Source organism: Paenibacillus sp. N3.4, from assembly GCF_008017805.1.
In the GTDB taxonomy this organism is placed as follows: domain Bacteria; phylum Bacillota; class Bacilli; order Paenibacillales; family NBRC-103111; genus Paenibacillus_E.
Genome location: NZ_VRTT01000091.1, coordinates 1 through 22,574, shown reverse-complemented (window position 1 = coordinate 22,574; position 22,574 = coordinate 1). Strand labels below are relative to the sequence as shown.

The window sequence follows — 22,574 nt, the reverse complement described above, 5'->3', positions numbered from 1 at the left end:
CAGATCCGTGTAATCATTCATTGGGCTGGCTTTCTGTTTGAGGGCGTTCATGATGTCATCGTTTAAATAAGGAATTACGGTTAACTTCTCAAGATCGTCTAAATACGATTCAATATTAATTTTTAGTGAAGCTACGGTACTATTCGTTTCATTCATGGAGTTATGAATAATAATTTGCTTGTAATAGGCGGGCATAATAATCGTAATGACAATAGTCGGAACGATGATAATGATCAGGTAGAGAGTAGATAACTTGAACCTGAACGAGTAAGCGAAATTCATACATGGCCCTCCACAGAGTTCTCTACTCTATCATAGCAAATTATCTTCCATTCATCACCCTTTAACTGCTCCGGCAGAAAGCCCCTGGATAAAATATTTTTGCATAAATAAATATAAGACAGCAAGCGGAAAAGCAGCTATAACCGAACCGGCAGCAACCCATCCGACATTGTTCGTATATTGACCGAAAAATGCCGACAAGGCTACCGTAAACGTTTGTGCGCTCGTCTTTTGCAAAAAGAAGATGGAGAATTGGTAGTCATTCCAAATGTTTACGCCATTTACGATGATGACTGTAGCGGTTACCGGCTTTAAAAGCGGCAAAATTAGTTTGAAAATCACGCCTAAACGGGTGGATCCGTCCATTAACGCCGCTTCATCCAACTCGCGAGGAATGGAGCTAATAAACCCGGTGTAAAGAAAAATCGTAATGGGAATATAAAAAGTGACATGCAATAGAACCATTCCCCAATACGTATTTAATGCGCCAAGACTAACGTAAAACTTATATAAGGGGACCAGAATGGTTAACGGCGGAACAATCAGAGCCGCAATAAAAACAGTGTACATGAAGCGATTCCAATGTGTGCGGTAACGAGCCAAAGGATAAGAGGAAATCATACCTAACAGAATAAGCATAAGAAGAGTAAGACCCGTTATCATAACGTCATTAATAAAAGCTGTGCCAAGATGAGCACGCATCCAAGCATCCTTAAAATTGTTTAGGTATAAGTAATGGGGAATACTCCACTTTGAACTCAAATCTGAATCTTTTTTTAACGATGTCGTAAGTAAGATATAAAAAGGCAGTATATGAGCAGTGCAAATAAGTATGGTTACGATGTCCATCCATCTTTTTACCGGCTTCATAGTTCCAACTCCCTTTTTCTTAGTAAATAGAGCGCTGTGAGGCTGATTACAGAAATGAACACAAACATCAATATGCCAATGGATGATGCGAACCCGGCATCCTGCCGCGTAAAATATTGTCTGTACATATAGGAAGATAAGGAAGACGAAGCGAAGCCAGGTCCACCTTTCGTTAATGACATAATAACGTCATACAATCTTAATCCTCCGATTAAGTTTAAAACGACACTTATTGTGATCGCTGGTGATAATAAGGGAAGGGTTACATGCTTGAACTTTGAAAAAGCAGAAGCGCCATCGATATCAGCAGCTTCATAATAATCTTTGGGAATCGTCTGAAGTCCGGCCAAAAAAATAATCATCGCAATTCCGAGAAATTGATATGTATTTACAAATGTAATGATCCACACATTGATTTTAGCATTGGCTAATAAGTCAATTGATTCTTTCTGGAATACATGGATGATATCATTTATAGCTCCACCATTATATTGAAAGAAAAAGTACCATATATATCCCATTATTAATGGACTTATAATAACCGGTAAATAGATGATCGTTTTGGCAATGCCTGCTGTACGCATCTTATGATTTAGAAATAGAGCATACATCAACCCAATTATATTTTGAAAAATAGTACTTCCTATTCCATAAATAAACGTATTTTTTATAACAATCCATACATCTTGCTCCCCTAGCATTCTTCGGTAATTGCCAAAGCCGAACCATTTCCAATCTTGTGAGAAACCGTCCCAACTCGTGAATGAAATTTTAATCCCGTTTAGCAGCGGGTATAGAATAAAAATGAGCAGCAATAGAATTGTCGGCACATATAGCAAATTGAGCCAAACAGGTGAATTAAACTTTCCCCGCCTAATCAGGGGGACTCGCTTTTTTGTGTAAGTGATATCTACAGTCTCCAATGCTTTCCCTCCTCATAGTTGGCGCCCCAAAGTATGTTTTTATAAAATTCCCGCACCACCTCCTTATGGCACGGGAATTTGATTCATTCAGTTTCCAGACTCTTGTATGTGATCTCCGTGAAATTACTTTTTATTTAATCGGGCTACATTCTCTTTCATAACATCGCTGTATTTCGCCGCAGTAATATGTCCGGAAATTAAATCCAAACCTGAATTACACATGACATCCCACATTCCGCTTGGCAGGTATACACGGTCAAAATAAGGGAATACGCGAACAGACGAATATTGATCATAAAATGAGGCAAATTCATGAGTCGCAGTTACACCTTTCAAACCGGCTGGGAGCTTCATGACATTAGCGATTTTAGCCATGTTTTCAGGTTTTGCATAGAAAGCTAGCAGCTTTTTCGCTTCGTTGATATGTTTTGAATCTTTCCAAACGCCCATGGTATCCCTTTCCCCACCGGAGAAACTTGGTTGATCACCTGCAACCATAGACGGCACGGGCATAATACCAATTTTGGTATCCTTGTTCACTTTATAGGCATCATCCGCAAAAGACGGACCGCCCATGAAAAAGGCTACTTTATCTGTCGCAAACAACTTGGCTAGATCTGTATATTTCGCTGTTATAACATCCCTATTCATGTAACCTTTATCAAACATTTCTTTAAATTTTGTAGGCAGCGGTGTCCATTTTGTCCAATCGAAACTGCCATCGAGCAAAGCACTAGCTGAATTTTCCTTCGGCGATATGAGCAATGGACTTGCAAATTCGTCAAAAAATTGTCCGACTGTCCAGTTATCCGCACCCGCATAATAGAAAGGGGTGACATCTCCTTTGCTATCCGTTTTAATCTTACCTGCAGCAGCTAAAAATTCATCAAATGTTTTTGGAACTTCAATGTTATATTTTTTTAATACATTTACGTTATAGGAGATTCCGTCTTTCGCTTCGCTGATCGGAAGCACATATACTTTTCCAGCTTTGTCGGTAACAACGTCCTTGATGGTATCCGTCATTTGCGGAACCCAGCTTTCAGCTTTCAAATCGGTTAAATATTTACCGTATCGAATTTGCGCCCAGCCATGAGTATCGAATACATCCGGAAGTTCGTTCGCAGCCATTTTGACTTTCAAAACATTTTCATAATCACCAGGGAATTGCAGGTCCACTTGAATGTTCGGATTTTGTTTTTCAAAATCCCTTGCTATCTGTGTGTAAGCGTCCTGTCCTGCTGGGCTAGTCACATACATGAACGCAGATAACGTCATTTTATCCTGTTTTGTAGGTGTTGGAGTAGGCTTATCAGCTGTTGGTGAAGCGCTTACAGTAGGTGCAGCAGAAGCTCCCGAGTTTGAATTGGTACTGTTACTGCATCCCATTAACGACAATGAAGACACCAGCATTAGGGCAGTTACAGTAAACAATGATTTTCTAAACATGTTAACCCTCCCATTATTTCATAATAGTAGCCAACTATAATTTGTTGACCTTAGTACAATCTTAGCATTAATGACAACGTTTTCGTGATACACAGAACAACACTAAATGTATAAATTTATAATGTGAAAGTTTAAAATGATTTTGTAAATGCTATCGTAGTTCTCTATTCCACCAATTTTGCAGCAACATTGCGTTCGGATATTCAGACTGCCACGTTGTTGATATCTTGTATGATGCGTATATACGAACAAACAGTGAAAAAACCACCCAAAGGGCGGTTTAAATATCAGTATACTTATTTTATTTCTTTCATAAATTCCCTAAAGTTTTCGACGATTTCTTTTGATCTGGTATGGTGTAAATAATGTCCTCCTTCAAATGTCATTACTTTTCCATGTACAGAATTTTTGACTTGTTCTTCATGCAAGGGTATCCATCCTTCAACTTCTGTATCATTCGCTTGTAAAAAGAAAATGACAGGAAGATTTTTTGGGAAAACTACTTTTTTAACTGCATTAAAATTATGATTAAAATTTTCCCCTTCATTTAAGATGTTAGGATTAAACATGTTTTTGAGATAAAGAATTCTAATTTGTTCTTTGGTTTCATCATCAACTGTTGGTGTAAGAAGTTGGTCAGGATTTAGTTTCAATAGCAATCTAAAGAACCCTGATTTTTTGAGTAGTTTATAAGTTTCTGTTGGAAACTTATCATCCGTGCCGCCTTGTGTTGGAACACTGCTATCGATCCCGACAAATGCACTCACTTCGTTTTCATATTTGTTCACATAATCTAGTCCATAAATGCCTGAAATGGAGTGGGCCATTAGAATATATCGGTCAATGTGAAGCTGCTGTAAGGATTCATGCAGTTCACTTACCATATTTTCTATGCTTCGTTCTTTCTCCGTTACATCACTTAATCCATAACCAAAAGGCTCAATCACGACTACTTTGTAAAATGGAGATAGCTCCTCCACTAGAGGCTTATAATCAAGTGCTGGTGCTGGTGTTCCAAAACCAGGTAGAAGCACGACTGTTTCTTCGCCTTTTCCTTGAATCGTAACATTCATATGTTTCCCATCCACAGATACAGACTGACCATAGGGTTTTATTTTTCCTTGCTCCGATTTGTTGCAGATCATATTAACAATAAAAACAATGGCTAGAAAAACTCCTATTGCAATAACTATAACTCCTATTGATTTAAGTATTAGGATCAGCATTTTTTTCATCATTTATGCACGAGGGTATAGGCTGCAATTGAAGCCTGTATACCTGTTTTCGTGCCCTCCCTTCTTTTGATTACCACTTTTTAGTTTCACTTGTATCTTCACCTGTCCTCATCGGTTTATTCCAGCTGCCTTAATTGGCCGCTAAGTAATCTTATACGACGTAGATGTACTCCCTGTGACGGCAATATGAACGGAGTATGAACAAGCAAAAAAAATGCTACAGTGTCTCATGCAAGGAAGCTTGCGCATGATGCCGTAACATGGACAAAAGGGGATAGTGTTAAAACAATTACTCTTTACGTGTTGCCATTGGCAAGGTAACAATGAAGGTCGTACCTCGGCCCGGTTCGCTTTCCACTCGGATGTCACCTTGATGAAGAGATACGATCTGTTTAACAATCGCGAGACCCATACCGCTGCCTTCATAATTACGACTGTGAGAACGATCGGCCTTAAAAAAACGCTCGAAAATACGCTTCTGGTCTTCTAGGGAAATACCAATACCCGTGTCGGATATTCGGACTGTCACGTTTTTGATATCTTGTTTAATGCTGACACTAATCATGCCGCCTTCCATCGAAAACTTGATGCTATTGCCAAGTAAATTGGTCCATACCTGATTTAACAGGTCATGATCAGCCGATAGACTAACTGTAGGTAAATTGAGCTCGAAACGGATGTTACGAGTCGACCAAGCGGCTGGATCGCAACGATGACTCGTCTTATCTGTTCATCCAGACGGAGTGTAACCATCCGCAGCTGCTGTGACTGTGATTCAAGCAAACTTAGCTTGAGCAGGCTATCGCTCATCTTGGACATTCGCGCCGCTTCTGCGATGATAATATCGAGATAACGACTTCGCTCGTTATCTGCGATGTTTACTTGCTTGAGTGCCAGCCCATAACCGGATATCGAGGTGAGCGGCGATTGCACTTCGTGCGACACATTCGATACGAATTCCCTTCGCATCTGCTCAAGTTGCTGAAGATCGCGCATCATTTCTTCGAAGCTGCGAGCCAAAGTTCCTAGCTCACCCTTTTGCTTAATATTCAGCTTAACGTTGAAATAACCAGCTGCTATACGCCTTGTCGCTTTTGTAAGCTTTTTGATTGGTCTTACTAGGAACATAGCGGCAACCAAAATAATTAGACTTCCTGCTATCAACGAATATGTCAAAAAGGTCAAAACCCACTTTATGAGAAAAGAGGTGGAAGGGGGGCTGCTCTGCTCTACAAACATCGCTCTCATTCCCATTTCAGTTTTCAAAGGCACTCCTATGAGGATCGTGTCCATCGTATTGGATTGAACAACATTTCCATCTAGTACTTCCTTTACTTGGTCCATAGTTACAGTAGGAGTATTGTGTTCGTTAAGCGCACTATAAGAGTGGAACTGCCCCGTTGCTTCGTAAATTCGAATATGATAGGAATTGAGCTGCTTCATGCCACTTACGAACGAGTCCGCTTCACGTAACGGAAATGTCTCGTAAATCTGAACAATGTCTTGGGCAAAGTGAAGTACAGTGACTTGCAAGTTTTCGTTCAATTTATCTTTAAACATCCAAGTTGCCACAAAAAAAGCAATGATCGTGCCCCCAATTACCGAGACTAGAAATGTCAGGACTACACGTGTATATAAAGAACTGACCATTCCTACACCTCAAGCCGGTAGCCAAGACCACGCACCGTTTCGATACGAAAATCGGGTGTAGTCGCGAACCGTTCGCGCAGGCGTTTAATATGTACGTCTATCGTTCGATCATCTCCAGCGTAATCAATTCCCCAAATCTGATCGATCAACTGCTCGCGCGTATAGACTTGTCCGGGTGTTCCGGCGAGCTTATAAAGCAATTCAAACTCCTTGAGCGGCAACGTGAGCGACTCTGTCCCTCTCATCACCTTATATGTCTGCCGATCAAGAATGACGTTACCGAATCGGATCGTCTTCGTAGAGTCAATCCGGTATCGTTTCAGTAGTGACCTAACACGAGCCGTCAACTCCAACGGATCGAATGGTTTCGTCAAATAATCATCCGTCCCAAGCTCGAACCCTTTCACTTTCTCCCAGGTTTCGCCCCTCGCAGTCAGCATGAGTAATGGAAGATCAGGATTGGCTCTTCGCAGCTCCCTGCATAACGTCCAACCATCCATAATCGGCATCATAATATCGAGCACGACAAGATCGACATGTTTCGAGGCATAAACGGCCAGAGCTTCCTTGCCGTCCGCGGCTTCGACTGTTGCGAATCCGTCGTTGCGTAGAAATAAGCAGACGAGTTCGCGAATGTTCGCATCGTCGTCAGCAACCAGTATAGTAGGCATCCGTTTCCTCTTTCCCTATTTTCTTTCCCATATTGAATTACCCCATCATAATTTTCTAAATAGAAATGTTGATTTTTATTACAATACATGAATAAGAACGAGCGTGCTTAATCCCTATTTTCTACGTATTCATAATGAATCATTCACGGTGTTCTTCTTCACCGCATCGAAATATTAATCTGCTTCCTTATATGGCGAAGCCCAGACCAGATGAACAGCGTTAAATATGTACCTCTCCGTACGGTGGATTCGCACTTTGGATTGTTGCAGGATATTTACTATATCTCGGTCCAAATGGCATCCGATTATTCGCATGAATAAAGGTTCCATTATTTTTTGGGCTGAACCAATGAATAAGTTCGAACTGAGGCCATGCTCCATCAAAAGAATTTGGCCACCTGGTTTGCAAAAGAAGTTGAGTGATTCTAATACTTGAACAGGATTGTCATATCCGCAAAAAGATAATGTGGATACAATGGTATCAAATGAGTTTTCGGGAAATGCAAGCAATTCAATATCAGATTGAAGGAACGTTGCCCGAATTCCACTCTCCGCAGCGGAATCTTTTGCTTTGGACAACATCTCATTGCTGAAATCGACAGCTGTCACTTCGACATCTTTAGGATAAAATTGAAAGTTGGCTCCTGCGCCAACGGCGACCTCCAATACCCTTCCCTTTGCACTTGCAAGCAAGGTTGACCGCCATTTTCTTTCAGATTGCTGTTTCCTTCTCAACTCGTATATGTTGGCTTGTTTATCAAATTTACGGATTAATTTCTCTTTATTCACAATACGCCTCCGTTGACCAGCTAGTAATAAGAAATAGTCAAACACAAAAAAATAGAGCACCTCAACTGTTGCCAGCTTGCACCCCATTTCATCAATGAAAAATTACGTTCAATGGACACTTCTCATCTCTTCATCGACTGTTTTTACAAATTCCTTTACTGCCATGACGGCATCTTCACACTGTGTAATAATAATAACCTATTTGACTCACCATAATCTAATTTTCGGAGAAACTAATGACAGTATGAGAAAACCTAAAGTAAAGGGAGGAACACGATGACTTCTGTACCTACATGCTTTGCGCTTTGAATGTCTATTGTTCCATTATGAAGCTTGACGATTTCACTGGCAATAGATAGCCCGAGCCCCGTTCCTCCAGTTTTCCTAAATCTGGAGGAATCGACCCGGTAGAACCTCTCGAATACCCGCGGCAACTCTTCCAAAGGAATACCAATCCCCCGATCTCTAATTCGTATTTCAATCCCATCGAGCTCACCATTCATTGATTTTTCTTCAGTTAAAAGGATTGTTATTTCATCATTGCTGTATTTGATCGCATTATCAAGTAAAATGACCAGCAATTGCTTCATTTTCGCAGCATCTGCGCGGCATAAAATGGTATCCACCGTATTCTGTACGATGACTTCCCTTTGATAAGAATCATGGAGTAATGCAGCTGTGTTTTTAGAAAAGGATACAAAGTCTATCTGTTCAAATTTCAATTGCTGCTCTTGCTCCAAGGAAGCTAAGTCTAATAGCTGTTGGGTCAAATGTTTCATTCTTTCAGCTTCTGTATAAATGTTTGCAACGGCTTCTCGCCCCTTCTCCGCATCCTGCAACCCCCATCTCTGCAGCATTCGAGCATAGCCTACAATTATGGTAAGTGGTGTTTTAAGTTCATGTGATGCATCGTACACAAACTGCTGCTGCCGATAAAAGCTGACTTGAAGCCGATCCATCATGCGGTTAAATGTAGATACCATTGAATAGAGTTCATCTTTGCCACTGTTTTGCATAGGGATTTTATGAATAACAAGGCTTTTCTCAATGTCTTCCATGGTTTTGACCATTGATGTGATCGGTCGCAAAATCCACTTGGATAACCATAAACCACCGATCACACTCATACCAATAGCACCAAGCGATGTCAACATCAGAATGGAGATCAGTATTGCTATATTTTCAGCAAGTGAATCCAGTTTCTCAGCTATTTCCAAAGTTCCCACGAGTTGGTCTCCAACATGTACAGGAACTCTTGCAACCAGTACCTTCACACCCCTTAACTGATAAAGTTCTGATTCATCCGATTGAACGCTTTTCGTTTCAATGGCTGTAAGCCTATCATCCCCATGAAGTTCTTGGAGCGTATGGCCCGTTCCATCAAGTAATCGAATCATGTTATTCTCCAGAAGGAAACTCTGAAATACGTCCATATTTTTTCCTTGCACTACTTCTGAAAACTGCACTTTTTTCAGCAAAGAAGCAGCACGATTTATTAAATTATCTCGTTCATTATCCGTTGTTATATGAATAAAGGCGAAGTAAATAGAAAGATTTACAACAATTAAGATGCCTACAAGCCATAAAGTAGCAAGACCCGCAATCTTATGTTTTATACTCATTTATTGTTCTCCTTGATGCAGTAGCCAACACCACGATAAGTATGAATCAATTGTTTTTTGAAAGGATAGTCTACTTTTTTCCGTACATACCGAATATAAACATCAACGACGTTCGTTTCTCCAATGAATTCATGTCCCCATACCCCATTAATAATTTGCTCTCGATTGAGGACTTGATTGCGATTTTGGATCAAATAAAGCAGGAGTTCAAACTCTTTGGGTGTCAAATCGATCTGTATGCCTTCACGTTCCACTACTCTAGTCGCAGGATCAATAGCTAATTCATCTAAAACAAGCATTGTACTTTCTTTCTGAGAATTACTTTCTATATATAAGTTCCGATTACGAAAACATGACCTTATCCGCGCGAACACTTTTTCAATCTCAAATGGTTTGGTCATATAATCATTGGCCCCAAGATCTAATCCGCTTACTTTATCAGGTGTAGCGTCTCGTGCCGTTAGTAAAATAACACTTGTGTGTTTATCGGTCTCTCTCAGTCGACGCAGTACCTCTAACCCGCTTAACTCTGGCAGCATAATATCTAGAAGAATCAAATCATACTCACCTGTTAGAGCTTTCACTAATCCTTCTCTTCCCGTTGTTGCGCAAGTTACGGTATACCCCTCATAAGTAAGCTCCATCTCCAATAACCTAGCTATTTTACTTTCGTCTTCAATAATGAGAATATTACCCTTCATGAGCACCCGTCCTTTCAACATGGTCGTATTGTTACTATTATAACTTCTGTGAATGATATTCCCATGAGAAAACATTGTCTAAAGACAATCCTTATGATCTTTCTGCCCTGATCCAAACGAACAAAGCAGCCTATTTCAATTAAGAAACAGACTGCTTCATAGAGGATGTCATTTTGCCTTCACTCTTCTTCGGATCATAAGAGTAATCAAGCTTCCAAGAAGAATGACTGGCTCGCCGATTGATACTAGTTGTACAATGAAAGGATCAATTTTTGTATTTCCCATAATTTCTATAGGAATCGCTGAACTCGAATAAATCCAGGGTTCTATGGTACTTGTTGCCGTCACGTACAAATGATAACGACTCGTATACACAAACCTTATAGGTAGGGATACCTCTTTCGTTTCATTTGGTAATAGCGTTCCGAGGGATAGAGGTTGATCCGCGCTATAATCTTCAAGATTGACTGTCCAATGTTTATTAAGGTCAGCCATCGTAATGTATGCCATTATATCTTCAATGGTATGATCGGAATGGTTCGTTACTTTAGCTTTTATTTTCATTTCTGTTCCAGGGTAATCTTTGACGCCGTCTGGAGAAAGGATAACCACTTCAACGTTTGGCTTTTCCGCTGCGTGAACGGTAAGCGATAAACTTAAGCATAGTAAACAAAGCATGAGAATGGCAGCTTTAATTCTCATTTTATTCGCCCCCCAAGAAACTCACTTTTTTGCTTGCGCCAATACATACAAGAAGCACGATACAAAAAAAGATGTATACGGGCAGGCCATCCATAACAAAAGCCCCGAAACCAACTTTGTTCACCATGGCATCTTTCATAGCCAACATACTCGAGGATACTGGGCTGCTGACATCAACCAAATGAGCAAATCCGACCTTCTTCATGGTTGTGGACAAGAACATCGGAATAATGGCTATTACGAACAATATAATAGCGTACATTAAAGCGTTCTTCGTCGAAGATAGCCACGCCGAAATCGCAAGAGAAAGCGCTGCGAAACTAATAATAAATACGGTTCCATTACAAAGAATATATAACAATACAATAGGGAACAGATTCGTTCCAGCGGTTAAAGCTATCATATAAGGCAGTGAAGTATCATTAAAACCATCCAAAACAAAATGATTGCTATGAGCTTAGAAATCATTATTTGTAACGTAGACAATGGTGTTAAAAGCAAACTTTCAAGCGTGCCTTTCTCTTTTTCTCCAGAAATCATCGTCGATCCTAAAATGATAAGTACTAGACTATTTACGCCTAACATCAACTTCAGAAAAGTCATATTAACCTCAACTTGGGCTAGTAAGCTCAGCTCTTTTACTGAAATAAAACTAAATGCTAGGAGACTGTACAACACAGAAATGATGAATAAAATAAAAAGTCCTTTTCGAGACAGCAGATGTTCCAGAAGCTCTTTATGCAACAATGCCATCATCACATATGTTCCCTCCCAACGACTTCTCTATTTGTAAGGAAAAAGAATACTTCCTCTAAGGTAGGATTTTCTTTCCCTAAGAGATCACGATACCCATAAAGTAAGGAAGACAACTCACCTTCTTCAACAAGCTTTCCACTATTCACGATCGCAACACGATTGCATATTTCAGAAATTTCTTTTAACAAATGAGATGTAATAAAAATAGTGATTTGTTTTCTCTGATTCAAATCACGAATGATGGATTGAATATCCTTTTGACCTTGGGGATCTAACCCAAGTGTAGGCTCGTCCAAAAAAATAATGGATGGTTCATGCACAATTGCCTTAGCAATGCCAAGTCGTTGGCGCATACCGCGGGAATACTGACCTACTGAAATATGGGATTTATCGGACAAACCTACTGATTCCAAAACTTCAGAAACGCGCGATTTTTTTAGCTTCTTCCCAACGCCATACAGATCAGCAAAAAGGGAAAGATACTCCATCCCTGTCATCCATTCGTAGTAACCATGAGATTCAGGTAAAACACCAATGTGTTGTTTTATTTTAGCCACTTGATCCCCAATATCCATACCTTGGATGTGTATACGACCCTCGCTTGGGGTAAGGAGACCTGTTAACATACGTATTGTCGTCGTCTTCCCAGCTCCATTGGGTCCGAGAAAACCATAAATATCCCCTTTTTTAACATGAAGTTGCAGCTCATTGACAGCTATAAATCCGTTTGCATACCGTTTGGTTAATTTTTCAGCTACTATCATTTTTGAAACCTCCTTCACCGCATAGACACAGCATATCAACGCTAGATAAGATTTCTATGTGTGTTAGATAAGAATTTGATGAGAAATTTATACTTTGACCGCACATAAGGATAGCTGACTTCGTCGTCCTTCAGGGACGAGCGAATTTGTCAGTATAGACATATACTTATCTACAAAAAAAGTTCGATCTAAAGGGCTTTATTTACCCCAAGATCGAACGATAGCCAAACATCTGGATTTCCGATCAATAAAATCAAACTTTTACCCGATCTTTATCCCATATACCAAAATGCTCTGTAGCCGGTCAGCACGTTCATTTTTCTTATCTGTTCGATTCGTCTTTTTTCTCCTCGATGAAGCCGTTAATGCTCTCTTTACGGCGATCATTTTTGGATTCAATGCTTTGTTTTTCTTCGGCAGTTATTTCATCCGCATGTTCGTCCAAGTAGTCTTCAGCCTCGCGCAGGTTAGCTAGCGTATGGTCGATGGCGTTCTGCAGATGGATTGGGTTATCTTCACGATTGTCTGGCTTTGCCATTGTATTTTTCCCTCCCTTTGAAGATAGATTGACATCCTATTATACGATTCCTCAAGACCGATAAAATTATCCAATGTATTTCTTATTTTAATGATTTTTCCTCACAGATCATGCGGCACTATTGCTATGTCACACGCTAGATAATCACTATTTTTGATCGTATTGCTGCAGTTTTTTGAGAAAAACATCGGTTGATACATAGGGCATCCCCACACTTATCCTGGTAATTTCTTCACTTCTGCCTGTGTTAATGCCTTCTCTTGTTGTAAAAAATAAAGAAAATCCTAACTGTTTTGCTTCCTCAATAACCGTTTGATTGTATTCCCCTAATGGGAAACAGAGGAAAGAAAGCTGATTATGGAGCTTGGTCTTCAAAAACGCCTCTCCCAACTGCAAATCCGCTCTCACACGCTGCCTCCTCTCTTCTTCCAACTCCATGCGCTTCTCCTTTGGCAGGAAGATCCGATTAGTCAAAGGAGGAACTAGATTGCCTGCCTCATCGCTCATTTTATGATGAAGATCATACGTATGCGAGTAAAAGCTAAAGCCATCGCGTTTCATTTCAAGGATTTGACTCCAGGTCAGAAATGGCAAGGAAGGGTTGTCGGAGTCAACATCGCTCACAATAACAAAATTCGTCGCTGGATACCCCATCTGCTTCAGCAAAGGATACGCCTTTTCATAAAAAGAGCGGTAGCCATCATCAAATGTGATCACAACCGCATTCGGAGGCAGCGTCTTCCGTTGTGCATGGAAACAGGCATAATCTTCTATAGAAATGACGTTATAATGTTTCTCTTTTAAAGCCAAGAGATGCTGTTTAAATTTGTTGGGTGTAATAGTAATGAAGGATTCCTGATCATCCAGATGATGATAAGTCAAAAATAGAGCTTTGTTCGTATAATGAATTGATTTCGTGTCAATTGGCGTACTAATGGTCGCGCTTTCATTTGTAGGCGAACAAATCGTATCCAATGGGCTCCCTTGCTCACCCACCTGTGTCCAGCTCCCCGCAAGGAGAAGCATTAGAAGGAAGTAAGCGTTCACGTGATCAACCTCCCTTGGCAGTTCCGAAACCATCCCTAAAATATACTCAGCGGTTCAGCGATTAGAACGCCTTTGAAGATCAACCAGTATCCTTCTTAACTAAAGAAAACACATGAAAAGCCTTCTTAATAAAACAAATAAAAAAGAGCAACTGCCGCAGCAATTTGCTCTTTTGCTCTTGGCTCGAAAGTTAATCACTTTACAAGACAAATTTTTTCTGCAATATGTTTGGTTTCATTCTCCAGTGTATCATCAAGTTGAATGAGACTCTTGATACCATACTTCTTTCTATTGCTGCTGAAATCATACGGTCGGCAAGCGTCGGGTTTTTAGGCAAAAGCGGGCCATGAAGATAGGTTCCAATTGTATTTTTATAGGAAAGTCCTTCCAGCCCGTCTTCTCCGTTATTACCAAAACCTTTTATTACTTTCCCTAAAGGTTCATATGGATGAAAGGTCCTTCCCGAATGATTTTCAAAGCCTAAAACACGTGTTAAATCCTTCGTTTCAATGAGTATGTTGCCTACCAACCGCTCCTTGTGTCCTACCGAATAAAAATCACAGATCTCCATTCCACTGTATGTCTTACCTTCTGATGTTGTGTAATTATGACCTAACAACTGGTATCCACCACAAATGGCCAAGCAGCCTACACCATCTTCAATGCCGTCTTTAAATTCCTTTTTGATTTTAAGCAGCTCGTGAGCAACCAGTCCCTGCTCTCGGTCACTCCCCCCACCAATGAATAATAGATCGGCTTTTGAAAAGCTAAGGCTTTGCGTCGATTTAATATTTACAATTTCTAGCGCAATGCCCCTCCATTCGCAGCGTTTTTGGAGAGCTATTACATTTCCTCTGTCCCCATATAGATTAAGTCGATCAGGGAAAAAGTTATATAGAACTAACTTCATTTTTCTTATTTACACTCCTAGTCATATATGACATTACCTGATGCAGAGCGGTATAAGTTGGTAATATATAGGTAGGCATTGGATGATCATATGTATATTGGAGGGCTTTTTCTATAGTGGGTATAATAATGAGTTTGTTCTGGTTGATAGAAGCATATTTAAGCCGTAGAGAGAGATCTGCTGCACGTCGGCCAGAGCAAATGATTCTTGTAATATCTTTTCTTTGCAAACATTCGTAATCCACATCCCAAATCCATGACACATCCTCGCCATCTGCAACCAGATCATTAAGACATAATACGATTTGTTTGTCATGTTGAGTTGAAAGTATTTCCGACAAGGAGACGTTTGTTCCTGAAGGATTTTTACTGAGATTAACGATGTACGGAAAACCTTGATGATAAAACAGCTGCATTCGCCCATTTTCGGAATGATAGTGATATAAGGACTCTCTGATCATCATAGGCTGAACACCTAATTCTGCCGCGCACGCAATAGCTGCTAATGCATTATACACATTATATGCACCCGTTATATTCATTTCATAGATGTCATCCTTCAATTTAAAAGATAAAGGGCTGTTTTGCACGTTATTAATTTCGTAATGAGGCTCTGGGCGCTTAAAGCCACAGGTGCAGGAATAAAGGCCAAGTTGGCTAAAGTGAATATACTCATACTGTATTTCTTCACCGCATGTCGGGCAGTATTTGGAATCGCTCATGCCATAATCGCCAAAGCAATAAGCATCTTTACTCAGTCCATAAAAAACCTTGTCTTTGCCTGGCAAGTTAAGTCGAAATACCAAAGGATCATCCACATTTAAAAACAATTTCGTATCAATAGGATCAACCGCGTTTATGATATCTTTAATCAAAATATCAATCTCTCCGTACCGGTCCAACTGATCACGAAAAAAATTAGTGATGATGATCATTTGCGGGGCAATCTGCTTCACGATAACAGGTAAACTGGCTTCATCGACTTCCAAAACCGCATAATCGTATTTGAGGATACCGAATAATGGAGCTTGATTGATAAAACATGCCGTGATTCCGGACAACATATTGGATCCTTCTGAATTATTTAAAATTTTCTTTCCGGTTGACCTTAATAAGTGTGCTAATAAATTGGACGTCGTCGTTTTGCCGTTGGTACCCGTAATAAAGATTAACTGATTAATGTGTTTAGATAATTTTATTAATATGTTCGGATCGATTTTCAAAGCTACAACGCCAGGTATGGTTGATCCTTGATGTCCGAATAGACGACTTACTTTCCCAAAAGTCTTTCCACCTAAAATAGCCATTTTTTTCTTCAAATTCTGTTTTCCCCCTAAAAAAGTAAAGTAATCCGAAGTCATATCTTTATACTATTCCCACCTATTTTCAGAAAATACTTTGTATAATTTCAAAAATACGCAACCAACTCCGTGAAGAGAGTTTAATTACGTTTTTTAGAATGAGCCAATTTAAATGGTTGATCCGTTTGTCTCAACATACGAAATATTTCTAGTAATAGGATCTGCAGGCTGATCCAAACACCGCCAAATGAGAAACCAGCAACGATATCACTCGGATGCTGATTAGCATAAATGAAGTCATTACAACCCACCCAAAACAGAATAATGATGAATATTGGCAAGATAGCTGTCTTGAGCCACACGCTTGTCGTATGACGAAATAACATATATCCCGCATACCCATAAAGGATAATGGCAGATAGCGTTGGTTCAGACGGAAACCCTGCATCACTCACGATGTATGTTCCCAATCGGAGAGACGGTGAACCTAAGCGATGAAAAAAACCGGTTAATACCTCTCCCCAAACTTCTCCCCCAACCACAGTTAAGCCTAGGAAAAAAATCTCTAGCAGCTTATCTTTCCCTTTTCGAACAATCCATAACAAGATGGTAATGCAAACAATCAATTCTGCAGGCAATGTAACTAAATAAGAAGCAGGCTTAGCCCATATGGACGAAATATCCGCTGTAAGTGAAGCCATAATCACCCTTACAACTTCATCAAAGGTGTCAAATTCTTGTGCAAGATAATCTTGAATCAAACCGATCGTAAACAAAGATACCCCTAAGAAAACAATAGCAGTGACGACAACAATAAATTTAACGCGGCCGAACGAATGAAAAACGTTAAATCCTTTTTCGAACCAGACTTGAAGTTTAAGAACGAGTTGACTCCGATACCTCCTGATCAGAAAGAAGGCTGCTGCAAACACACATAAGATGAGAACACCAACCAACATATAACGGGTCAGAACGTGATGATATTGTTTCCATTTGGGGCCCAGCAGCTTTCCAAGTGTTATGAATACACCAACCCATAAAAAGGCCCCCGTATAGGCGTATAACGCAAACGAACGGAACGGAATTCTGACGATCCCTGCGAAGTAACCAATAAAATGCCTGACTCCCGGAATAAAATATGAAATAGCCAGCAGTTTGTTCCCATACGTGGAAAACCATTCAGATGTCTTATTCAGCCTAGATGGGCCGAAATGAACATATTTGCCATACTTATGTACAAAAGGCATTCCAAGTTTATATCCGATGGTATAAGCAAACGTCATGCCGAGGGAAGCACCAAGTCCTCCCATTGCAATACTGCCAAGCCAACTCAACTTGCCTTGATATACCAAAAGTCCTGCTGAACTCATGAGGATTTCTCCAGGAAGCGGTAAGGCTAGAAGTTCCAAAAGCAGCGATAGAAACAATACGACATACCCATAATGTTGAAAGGCATGAATGACCCAATCCAGCATAAATTCCCCTTCTCTCTAAAATAACCAACTCATACATAACCAAATAAAAAAGGAAGAAGACGATTATTTCTATCTTACTATATCCTGTATGGTAAGGGCCTTATCCATCCCCTTTTTCCATTGATGCACAACTTATCGTGTAATCGTAGTAGTCAAGCTGCATCTCCAATAGACATCTTCTTAAACAAAAAAAACCTAAGGCTCAAAAAAATTGAGCTTTAGGTTTAATTAATAGCATTATTTATAACCCTAGACTTTGGTTAACTCTGTACACGCCGTTTGACAGGATTGACTAAGTGAGCAAGCTGCACATTTACCTTGTTTCGTCTTTCTGGCATAACGAATTAAAGTCCATCCCGCATATCCGAATATAGCCAGACCAGCGATTATGTTGAAGATCATCGTCCTCATCCTTTCAACTTTTAATGGAAGCCAATAAACAAACCAATACGGTAAAGCAAAAAAGAAATGATATAAGCAGTTAATAACGCATACCCGACCGAAAACCAAGTCCATCTCGCAGATGCTGTTTCTTTGCGAATTACACCGACAGTGGCCAGACACGGAACATATAGAAGGATAAACACCATAAAGCTGTAGGCTTGAAGTGGTGAAAAGAATTGAGTAATCATCCCTTGAAGGCCTACTTCCGATGGAGCCGCATAAATAATATTCATCGTTGAAACAACAACTTCTTTAGCTAGGAATCCTGTGAGAAGTGCAGCACCCGCCTGCCAATTTCCAAAACCTATTGGATGCAATATTGGAGCAATCATACTGCCAATCGCGTGCAGAAAACTTTGATCAATCGATACGTTCCAACCATGTGGTCCTGTATAACTAAGCAGCCATATGAAAACGGATCCTCCGAAGATAAACGTTCCTGCTTTCCGAACGAACCCTTTCCCCTTTTCCCAAGTGCTTCGTGAAAGAGTCTTCCATTGTGGGAATCGATATGGCGGAAGTTCGACAACAAACATGCTTTCTTCACCTTTGGCCAATGTTATTGAAAATAGCTTTGCTAAAGCAAGTGCCACCACGACTCCAAGCACATATAGCGACAAAACAATGATTGCTTGGTGAGAAGTAAAGAACGTGCCTACAAATAAGCTATAAACCGATAACCGCGCCGAACATGACATAAGCGGTGTCAGTAGGATGGTCAGCAAACGTTCTTTGGGTTGTTCAATCGTACGGGCTGCCATGATACCAGGAACATTGCAGCCAAACCCGATGATCATGGGAATAAACGTCTTCCCATTCAATCCAACACCTTCCATGAATCTATCCATAACGGTAGCGATACGGGACATATATCCGGAGTCTTCGATAAAAGAAATGATCAAGAATAGCATGAAAATTTGGGGAACAAATACAAGTACACCGCCCACACCGGCGATAATACCTTTTAAAATCAAAGCTTTAATAAATTCTGCCGCGCCTACAGTATCTAGAAGCATCGATAGTTTATCCGTTAGAAAACCATTCAATAAATGGTCCAATTGATCTGATAGGGGAGTACCTACCCACTCGAATGTCAATTTAAAAGTAAAATACATGAACAGCAAGAAAATAGGGATACCCAAAAATTTATTGGTAACGACCCCGTCCAACTTCTCAGAAAATGTAACTTTGTTTGATATTTTCACTTGTACAGCAAGATTCATGCATGAGTCAATGAATTTGGAACGCTGATGACGAATAAATTTATGTATTTCGTCTATCCCAGTTTCGATAGCAAGAGCTCTTTTCGTTTCATCATAAAGCTTTTGTAACCATTCACTGTCTAGGTAAGCAGAGACGTATTCTTGAACTGGCTGATTCCCTTCAAAAAATTGCAGGGCAAGCCACCTCTTATGCTCGACCTCCATTGGCAATTTATCATTAAACTGATTTATTGCTTTTTCCAAAACATCGCCATAATGTATCTTGAAAGTCATGTCGCTTTCTTTATTTGAATCCACGGATTGCAGCAGTTCTTCGCACCCTTTTTCACTCCGTGCAACGACTGGGACAATCGGTGATTCTAGCAATTGTGAGAGCCTGGATATATCGATGTCTATTCCCCTTGCTTTTGCAACATCCATCATATTCAAGGCAATCACGACAGGTCTTCCGTATTCTAAAATTTGCAGGGTTAAGTGCAGATTTCTCTCCAATTGTGAGGCATCCACGACATTCATTAGGATGGATGGCGTTTCTTCCAGCAAATATTTACTAGTCACACCCTCATCCTTGGACAGTGGACTCAAGGAGTAAAGACCTGGCAAATCGATTAGTTCGCCTTTTTTATTAGTGAGAATACCGATTTTCTTCTCGACTGTGACTCCAGACCAATTGCCTATATATTCATAAGAAGAAGTAAGAGCATTAAATAATGACGTTTTTCCTGTATTGGGATTGCCAATAAGCGCAATGGTTGTCATACAGCTTCAACCTGGATGCATTGCGCCTCTTTGCGTCGGATAGCAATCCACTGACCTTTCGTTTCGATGGTACAGGGTCCCCCGAAAGGTAATGCATTGCGTAAAGAAACTATCGTACCTTCGACAATACCTAAATCACTAAGTCTACGCTTTACTAGATCGTTCATTGTTGACAGATTTTTCACTATAACTTTGGATCCCCAAACTGTTTCTGTTAATTTCACTGGAACATCACCTTATAATTTGATAATGATTATCAATATCTTCGAACTTAATTGTAGGCGAATTTACTTCAGTTTGCAATGGAAAAAAAACTGCCGATTCATACATATATTCTTAATGCCAAATACGATCCACCACAGGAGGAAATACCAACATGTTGAACATGAAGAAACACCGCCTTGTTCCTCAGCCTTACACAGACTTCACTAGTTGAAAATCAACCGCAACAGACTCATAAACCGTCCAAACATACGTATAACCCCGTAAAGGTATATCACCGTCCAGCAAAATCTTCTGACGGTGATAACCAGCAAGAAAATTAAATGTTTTTATATAGGACAATCGAGTAGGAGGGGACGACTAGTCCCCGACCTCTCACACCACCGTACGTACCGTTCGGTATACGGCGGTTCATGAAATATTCCGTAATGAGTTATATCTGTCCATTAAACTCTTCACCCCATTAGATTTCCAGTATTGGTTATCTAACGTGCGATGAAGAATTGGACTGCCTGCAATTCGCCAATATCCCTTGCGGGTATTGCCCCATTCAAAGGCTTTGTCTTTAGGTACTCCTAAAGATAGAAGCCTTTTTACTTTGGTCTTCGGTTTCTTCCATTGTTTCCAAAGGCACATACGTAGCCTTCTTCGAATCCATGCGTCTAGTTCTTGAAAGATACTTGGTGTGTCCGCAAGCGCAAAATAACCGCACCAGCCTACGAGATACTGGTTCAGTTCTTTGACACGCTCTTCCATCTTCATCGGCTTCTTTCGCGAGGTGATCTCCCGAATCTTTGCTTTTGCCTTCTGTAGGGATTGCTTTGCAACTCTTACCTTTGGTTTCTTATCCACACTAAAACTGAATCCGAGAAACTTTCGTTTCCATGGTCGATCTACCGCGCTTTTGGCTTGGTTTACCTTCAATTTTAGTTTGGTTTCGATGAATTCAGTTACGGACGCCTTGACTCGTTCCCCTGCTTTACGTGTTTTCACGTAAATATTGCAATCGTCCGCATAGCGGACGAAGTAATGTCCTCGCTTTTCGAGTTCTCGGTCTAGTTCATCCAACACAATATTGGATAACAGCGGACTTAACGGACCGCCTTGCGGCGCTCCTTCTACTGTCGGTTGAATCAGTCCGTTCATCATAACACCCGATTGCAGGTACTTTCGAATAAGTCTTAACACGCCCTTATCCTCTATTTTCTCTGCTAATTTCATCATCAATCGGTCATGATTCACACGGTCGAAAAATTTGGCGAGATCAAGGTCAACTACGAATCGGTATCCTTTTGTCATATATTCTCTTGCTTTCTTCACTGCATCATGTCCTCGCCGATTTGGACGAAAGCCATAACTATGCTCGGAAAACTGTGGATCAAACAACGGTGTAAGTACCTGTGCGATTGCTTGTTGGAGTAGCCGATCTGTCACAGTAGGAATGCCTAATAACCTGACGCCATCCCCATTCGGCTTCGGGATTTCGACCCGTCGGACAGGGCTAGGTTGGTAGGTTCCCTCTTCTAGAGCTTTGCGCATCGTATGCCAGTTTTGTTTGATGTATTCTCGTAAGGATTTTACGGACATTCCATCCACGCCATGGCTTCCTTTATTACTCTCGACTCGTTTCATAGCTGTTAGAAGGTTTTCCCGCGACAGCACTTGTTCCAACATTTCTACCTCTCCTTACGTGAATTGTACCTTCCTCTTGTGCCACGGATGAATTCTGCCCTTCCGAAGTCCCACACGGAATTCACCGCTTCCTCCTTCGGACAAGTCCTTATGGATTGTCTGCTTTCATCACTCATCCTGAACGCCTTGATGTACATCTTCCTATTTCATGTTCAGCCCTTCCGTAGGATGTTGCAACATCTTACGTACTATGGCTTCTGCTGACTTCTGCCGATTCAACCCGCTTTCACAAACAGGCTTACGAAATTAGATTCGCCTACCGACAGATCTCCCCAGGTAAGAACGCTATCTTCCTCTCCATCTATCTGCCACATTTACTCCTACTCGCCTTCGGCAGTATGGACTTCACTTTGTTAAGCAAGCTCATCCAACGAATATTAGCCTTATATGTGATTCGTATTCCTCAGACCGGAGATTTGCCGCCGACTTCCTTCAGATTCCGCCTCACGACGGACACCCTAATACGTTTAAATAAGGTATAGTAGTAGCATTCTGGGGAAAAGCCTGGACACCCCGGGACTCGATCCCTTAGGCAAGACCTGCTTTCCTC

The 22,574-nt window shown here is 40.6% G+C and carries 22 protein-coding genes and 2 pseudogenes; all 24 read right to left on the bottom strand.

Annotated elements, in window-relative coordinates; translation table 11 throughout:
• Positions 1-282, bottom strand: a pseudogene (locus FU659_RS30175) (sensor histidine kinase); the annotation flags it as partial.
• A gap of 54 nt (positions 283-336) precedes the next feature.
• Positions 337-1,152 carry a carbohydrate ABC transporter permease gene (locus FU659_RS30170; RefSeq protein WP_147950964.1) on the bottom strand — a complete coding sequence of 272 codons (816 nt, stop codon included), beginning with the start codon at positions 1,150-1,152 and terminating at the stop codon, positions 337-339.
• Complete coding sequence (locus FU659_RS30165) at positions 1,149-2,075, bottom strand: carbohydrate ABC transporter permease (RefSeq protein ID WP_261808144.1); 927 nt, start codon at positions 2,073-2,075, stop codon at positions 1,149-1,151. Before FU659_RS30165 ends, FU659_RS30170 begins: the two co-directional genes overlap by 4 nt.
• A gap of 123 nt (positions 2,076-2,198) precedes the next feature.
• Complete coding sequence (locus FU659_RS30160; protein WP_147950963.1) at positions 2,199-3,524, bottom strand: ABC transporter substrate-binding protein; 1,326 nt, start codon at positions 3,522-3,524, stop codon at positions 2,199-2,201.
• 296 nt (positions 3,525-3,820) lie between these two features.
• Positions 3,821-4,762, bottom strand: a complete 942-nt coding sequence (locus FU659_RS30155) for an alpha/beta hydrolase (protein ID WP_147950962.1) — start codon at positions 4,760-4,762, stop codon at positions 3,821-3,823.
• Between the two features lie 286 nt (positions 4,763-5,048).
• Positions 5,049-6,409, bottom strand: a pseudogene (locus FU659_RS30150) (sensor histidine kinase).
• 2 nt (positions 6,410-6,411) lie between these two features.
• Positions 6,412-7,080: a response regulator transcription factor gene (locus tag FU659_RS30145; protein ID WP_147950961.1), complete on the bottom strand. Its 669-nt coding sequence runs from the start codon at positions 7,078-7,080 to the stop codon at positions 6,412-6,414.
• Positions 7,081-7,254: 174 nt separating this feature from the next.
• A complete protein-coding gene (locus FU659_RS30140; RefSeq protein WP_147950960.1) occupies positions 7,255-7,869 on the bottom strand; it encodes a class I SAM-dependent methyltransferase in 615 nt (204 codons plus the stop codon).
• A 254-nt stretch (positions 7,870-8,123) separates the two neighbouring features.
• Positions 8,124-9,491: a HAMP domain-containing sensor histidine kinase gene (locus FU659_RS30135; RefSeq protein WP_147950959.1), complete on the bottom strand. Its 1,368-nt coding sequence runs from the start codon at positions 9,489-9,491 to the stop codon at positions 8,124-8,126.
• Positions 9,488-10,192, bottom strand: a complete 705-nt coding sequence (locus FU659_RS30130) for a response regulator transcription factor (RefSeq protein ID WP_147950958.1) — start codon at positions 10,190-10,192, stop codon at positions 9,488-9,490. The genes FU659_RS30135 and FU659_RS30130 overlap by 4 nt, the downstream gene beginning before the upstream one ends.
• Before the next feature lie 168 nt (positions 10,193-10,360).
• Positions 10,361-10,894: a hypothetical protein gene (locus FU659_RS30125; RefSeq protein WP_147950957.1), complete on the bottom strand. Its 534-nt coding sequence runs from the start codon at positions 10,892-10,894 to the stop codon at positions 10,361-10,363.
• A gap of 1 nt (position 10,895) precedes the next feature.
• Positions 10,896-11,330 carry a hypothetical protein gene (locus FU659_RS30120; RefSeq protein WP_147950956.1) on the bottom strand — a complete coding sequence of 145 codons (435 nt, stop codon included), beginning with the start codon at positions 11,328-11,330 and terminating at the stop codon, positions 10,896-10,898.
• Entirely contained in the window at positions 11,294-11,650 is a 357-nt protein-coding gene (locus FU659_RS30115) for an ABC transporter permease subunit (protein ID WP_261808145.1), read from the bottom strand. The genes FU659_RS30120 and FU659_RS30115 overlap by 37 nt, the downstream gene beginning before the upstream one ends.
• The gene (locus FU659_RS30110) at positions 11,650-12,414 is read right to left on the bottom strand and encodes an ABC transporter ATP-binding protein (RefSeq protein ID WP_147950954.1); all 765 of its coding nucleotides are present in this window, start codon (positions 12,412-12,414) and stop codon (positions 11,650-11,652) included. The genes FU659_RS30115 and FU659_RS30110 overlap by 1 nt, the downstream gene beginning before the upstream one ends.
• A gap of 322 nt (positions 12,415-12,736) precedes the next feature.
• Entirely contained in the window at positions 12,737-12,952 is a 216-nt protein-coding gene (tlp, locus tag FU659_RS30105) for a small acid-soluble spore protein Tlp (RefSeq protein WP_147950953.1), read from the bottom strand.
• A 147-nt stretch (positions 12,953-13,099) separates the two neighbouring features.
• Positions 13,100-13,999 carry a polysaccharide deacetylase family protein gene (locus FU659_RS30100; RefSeq protein WP_187274502.1) on the bottom strand — a complete coding sequence of 300 codons (900 nt, stop codon included), beginning with the start codon at positions 13,997-13,999 and terminating at the stop codon, positions 13,100-13,102.
• Between the two features lie 199 nt (positions 14,000-14,198).
• Positions 14,199-14,909 (bottom strand): type 1 glutamine amidotransferase, encoded by a 711-nt coding sequence (locus tag FU659_RS30095; RefSeq protein WP_147950951.1) that lies wholly within the window; start codon positions 14,907-14,909, stop codon positions 14,199-14,201.
• Complete coding sequence (locus tag FU659_RS30090; protein WP_187274501.1) at positions 14,890-16,227, bottom strand: MurT ligase domain-containing protein; 1,338 nt, start codon at positions 16,225-16,227, stop codon at positions 14,890-14,892. The genes FU659_RS30095 and FU659_RS30090 overlap by 20 nt, the downstream gene beginning before the upstream one ends.
• A 122-nt stretch (positions 16,228-16,349) precedes the next feature.
• Entirely contained in the window at positions 16,350-17,684 is a 1,335-nt protein-coding gene (locus FU659_RS30085) for a VTT domain-containing protein (RefSeq protein ID WP_147950949.1), read from the bottom strand.
• 249 nt (positions 17,685-17,933) lie between these two features.
• Positions 17,934-18,086, bottom strand: a complete 153-nt coding sequence (locus FU659_RS30080; protein WP_147950948.1) for a FeoB-associated Cys-rich membrane protein — start codon at positions 18,084-18,086, stop codon at positions 17,934-17,936.
• 20 nt (positions 18,087-18,106) lie between these two features.
• Complete coding sequence (feoB, locus tag FU659_RS30075) at positions 18,107-20,110, bottom strand: ferrous iron transport protein B (RefSeq protein ID WP_147950947.1); 2,004 nt, start codon at positions 20,108-20,110, stop codon at positions 18,107-18,109.
• The gene (locus FU659_RS30070; protein WP_147950946.1) at positions 20,107-20,334 is read right to left on the bottom strand and encodes a FeoA family protein; all 228 of its coding nucleotides are present in this window, start codon (positions 20,332-20,334) and stop codon (positions 20,107-20,109) included. The genes feoB and FU659_RS30070 overlap by 4 nt, the downstream gene beginning before the upstream one ends.
• 190 nt (positions 20,335-20,524) lie before the next feature.
• Positions 20,525-20,674 carry a hypothetical protein gene (locus tag FU659_RS36575; RefSeq protein WP_222708681.1) on the bottom strand — a complete coding sequence of 50 codons (150 nt, stop codon included), beginning with the start codon at positions 20,672-20,674 and terminating at the stop codon, positions 20,525-20,527.
• Positions 20,675-20,743: 69 nt separating this feature from the next.
• Positions 20,744-22,006 carry a group II intron reverse transcriptase/maturase gene (gene ltrA, locus FU659_RS30065; RefSeq protein ID WP_147950945.1) on the bottom strand — a complete coding sequence of 421 codons (1,263 nt, stop codon included), beginning with the start codon at positions 22,004-22,006 and terminating at the stop codon, positions 20,744-20,746.
• Positions 22,007-22,574: the final 568 nt, after the last annotated feature.

Excerpts from the sequence above, each read along its gene's own strand:
- FU659_RS30125 (WP_147950957.1), bottom strand. The coding sequence starts at position 10,894 with ATGAGAATTAAAGCTGCCATTCTCATGCTTTGTTTACTATGCTTAAGT.
- feoB (WP_147950947.1), bottom strand. The coding sequence starts at position 20,110 with ATGACAACCATTGCGCTTATTGGCAATCCCAATACAGGAAAAACGTCA.
- FU659_RS30085 (WP_147950949.1), bottom strand. The coding sequence starts at position 17,684 with ATGCTGGATTGGGTCATTCATGCCTTTCAACATTATGGGTATGTCGTA.
- FU659_RS30110 (WP_147950954.1), bottom strand. The coding sequence starts at position 12,414 with ATGATAGTAGCTGAAAAATTAACCAAACGGTATGCAAACGGATTTATA.
- tlp (WP_147950953.1), bottom strand. The coding sequence starts at position 12,952 with ATGGCAAAGCCAGACAATCGTGAAGATAACCCAATCCATCTGCAGAAC.
- FU659_RS30130 (WP_147950958.1), bottom strand. The coding sequence starts at position 10,192 with ATGAAGGGTAATATTCTCATTATTGAAGACGAAAGTAAAATAGCTAGG.
- FU659_RS30080 (WP_147950948.1), bottom strand. The coding sequence starts at position 18,086 with ATGATCTTCAACATAATCGCTGGTCTGGCTATATTCGGATATGCGGGA.
- FU659_RS30155 (WP_147950962.1), bottom strand. The coding sequence starts at position 4,762 with ATGATGAAAAAAATGCTGATCCTAATACTTAAATCAATAGGAGTTATA.
- FU659_RS30135 (WP_147950959.1), bottom strand. The coding sequence starts at position 9,491 with ATGAGTATAAAACATAAGATTGCGGGTCTTGCTACTTTATGGCTTGTA.
- FU659_RS30095 (WP_147950951.1), bottom strand. The coding sequence starts at position 14,909 with ATGAAGTTAGTTCTATATAACTTTTTCCCTGATCGACTTAATCTATAT.
- FU659_RS30160 (WP_147950963.1), bottom strand. The coding sequence starts at position 3,524 with ATGTTTAGAAAATCATTGTTTACTGTAACTGCCCTAATGCTGGTGTCT.
- FU659_RS30115 (WP_261808145.1), bottom strand. The coding sequence starts at position 11,650 with ATGATGGCATTGTTGCATAAAGAGCTTCTGGAACATCTGCTGTCTCGA.
- FU659_RS30145 (WP_147950961.1), bottom strand. The coding sequence starts at position 7,080 with ATGCCTACTATACTGGTTGCTGACGACGATGCGAACATTCGCGAACTC.
- FU659_RS30170 (WP_147950964.1), bottom strand. The coding sequence starts at position 1,152 with ATGAAGCCGGTAAAAAGATGGATGGACATCGTAACCATACTTATTTGC.
- ltrA (WP_147950945.1), bottom strand. The coding sequence starts at position 22,006 with ATGTTGGAACAAGTGCTGTCGCGGGAAAACCTTCTAACAGCTATGAAA.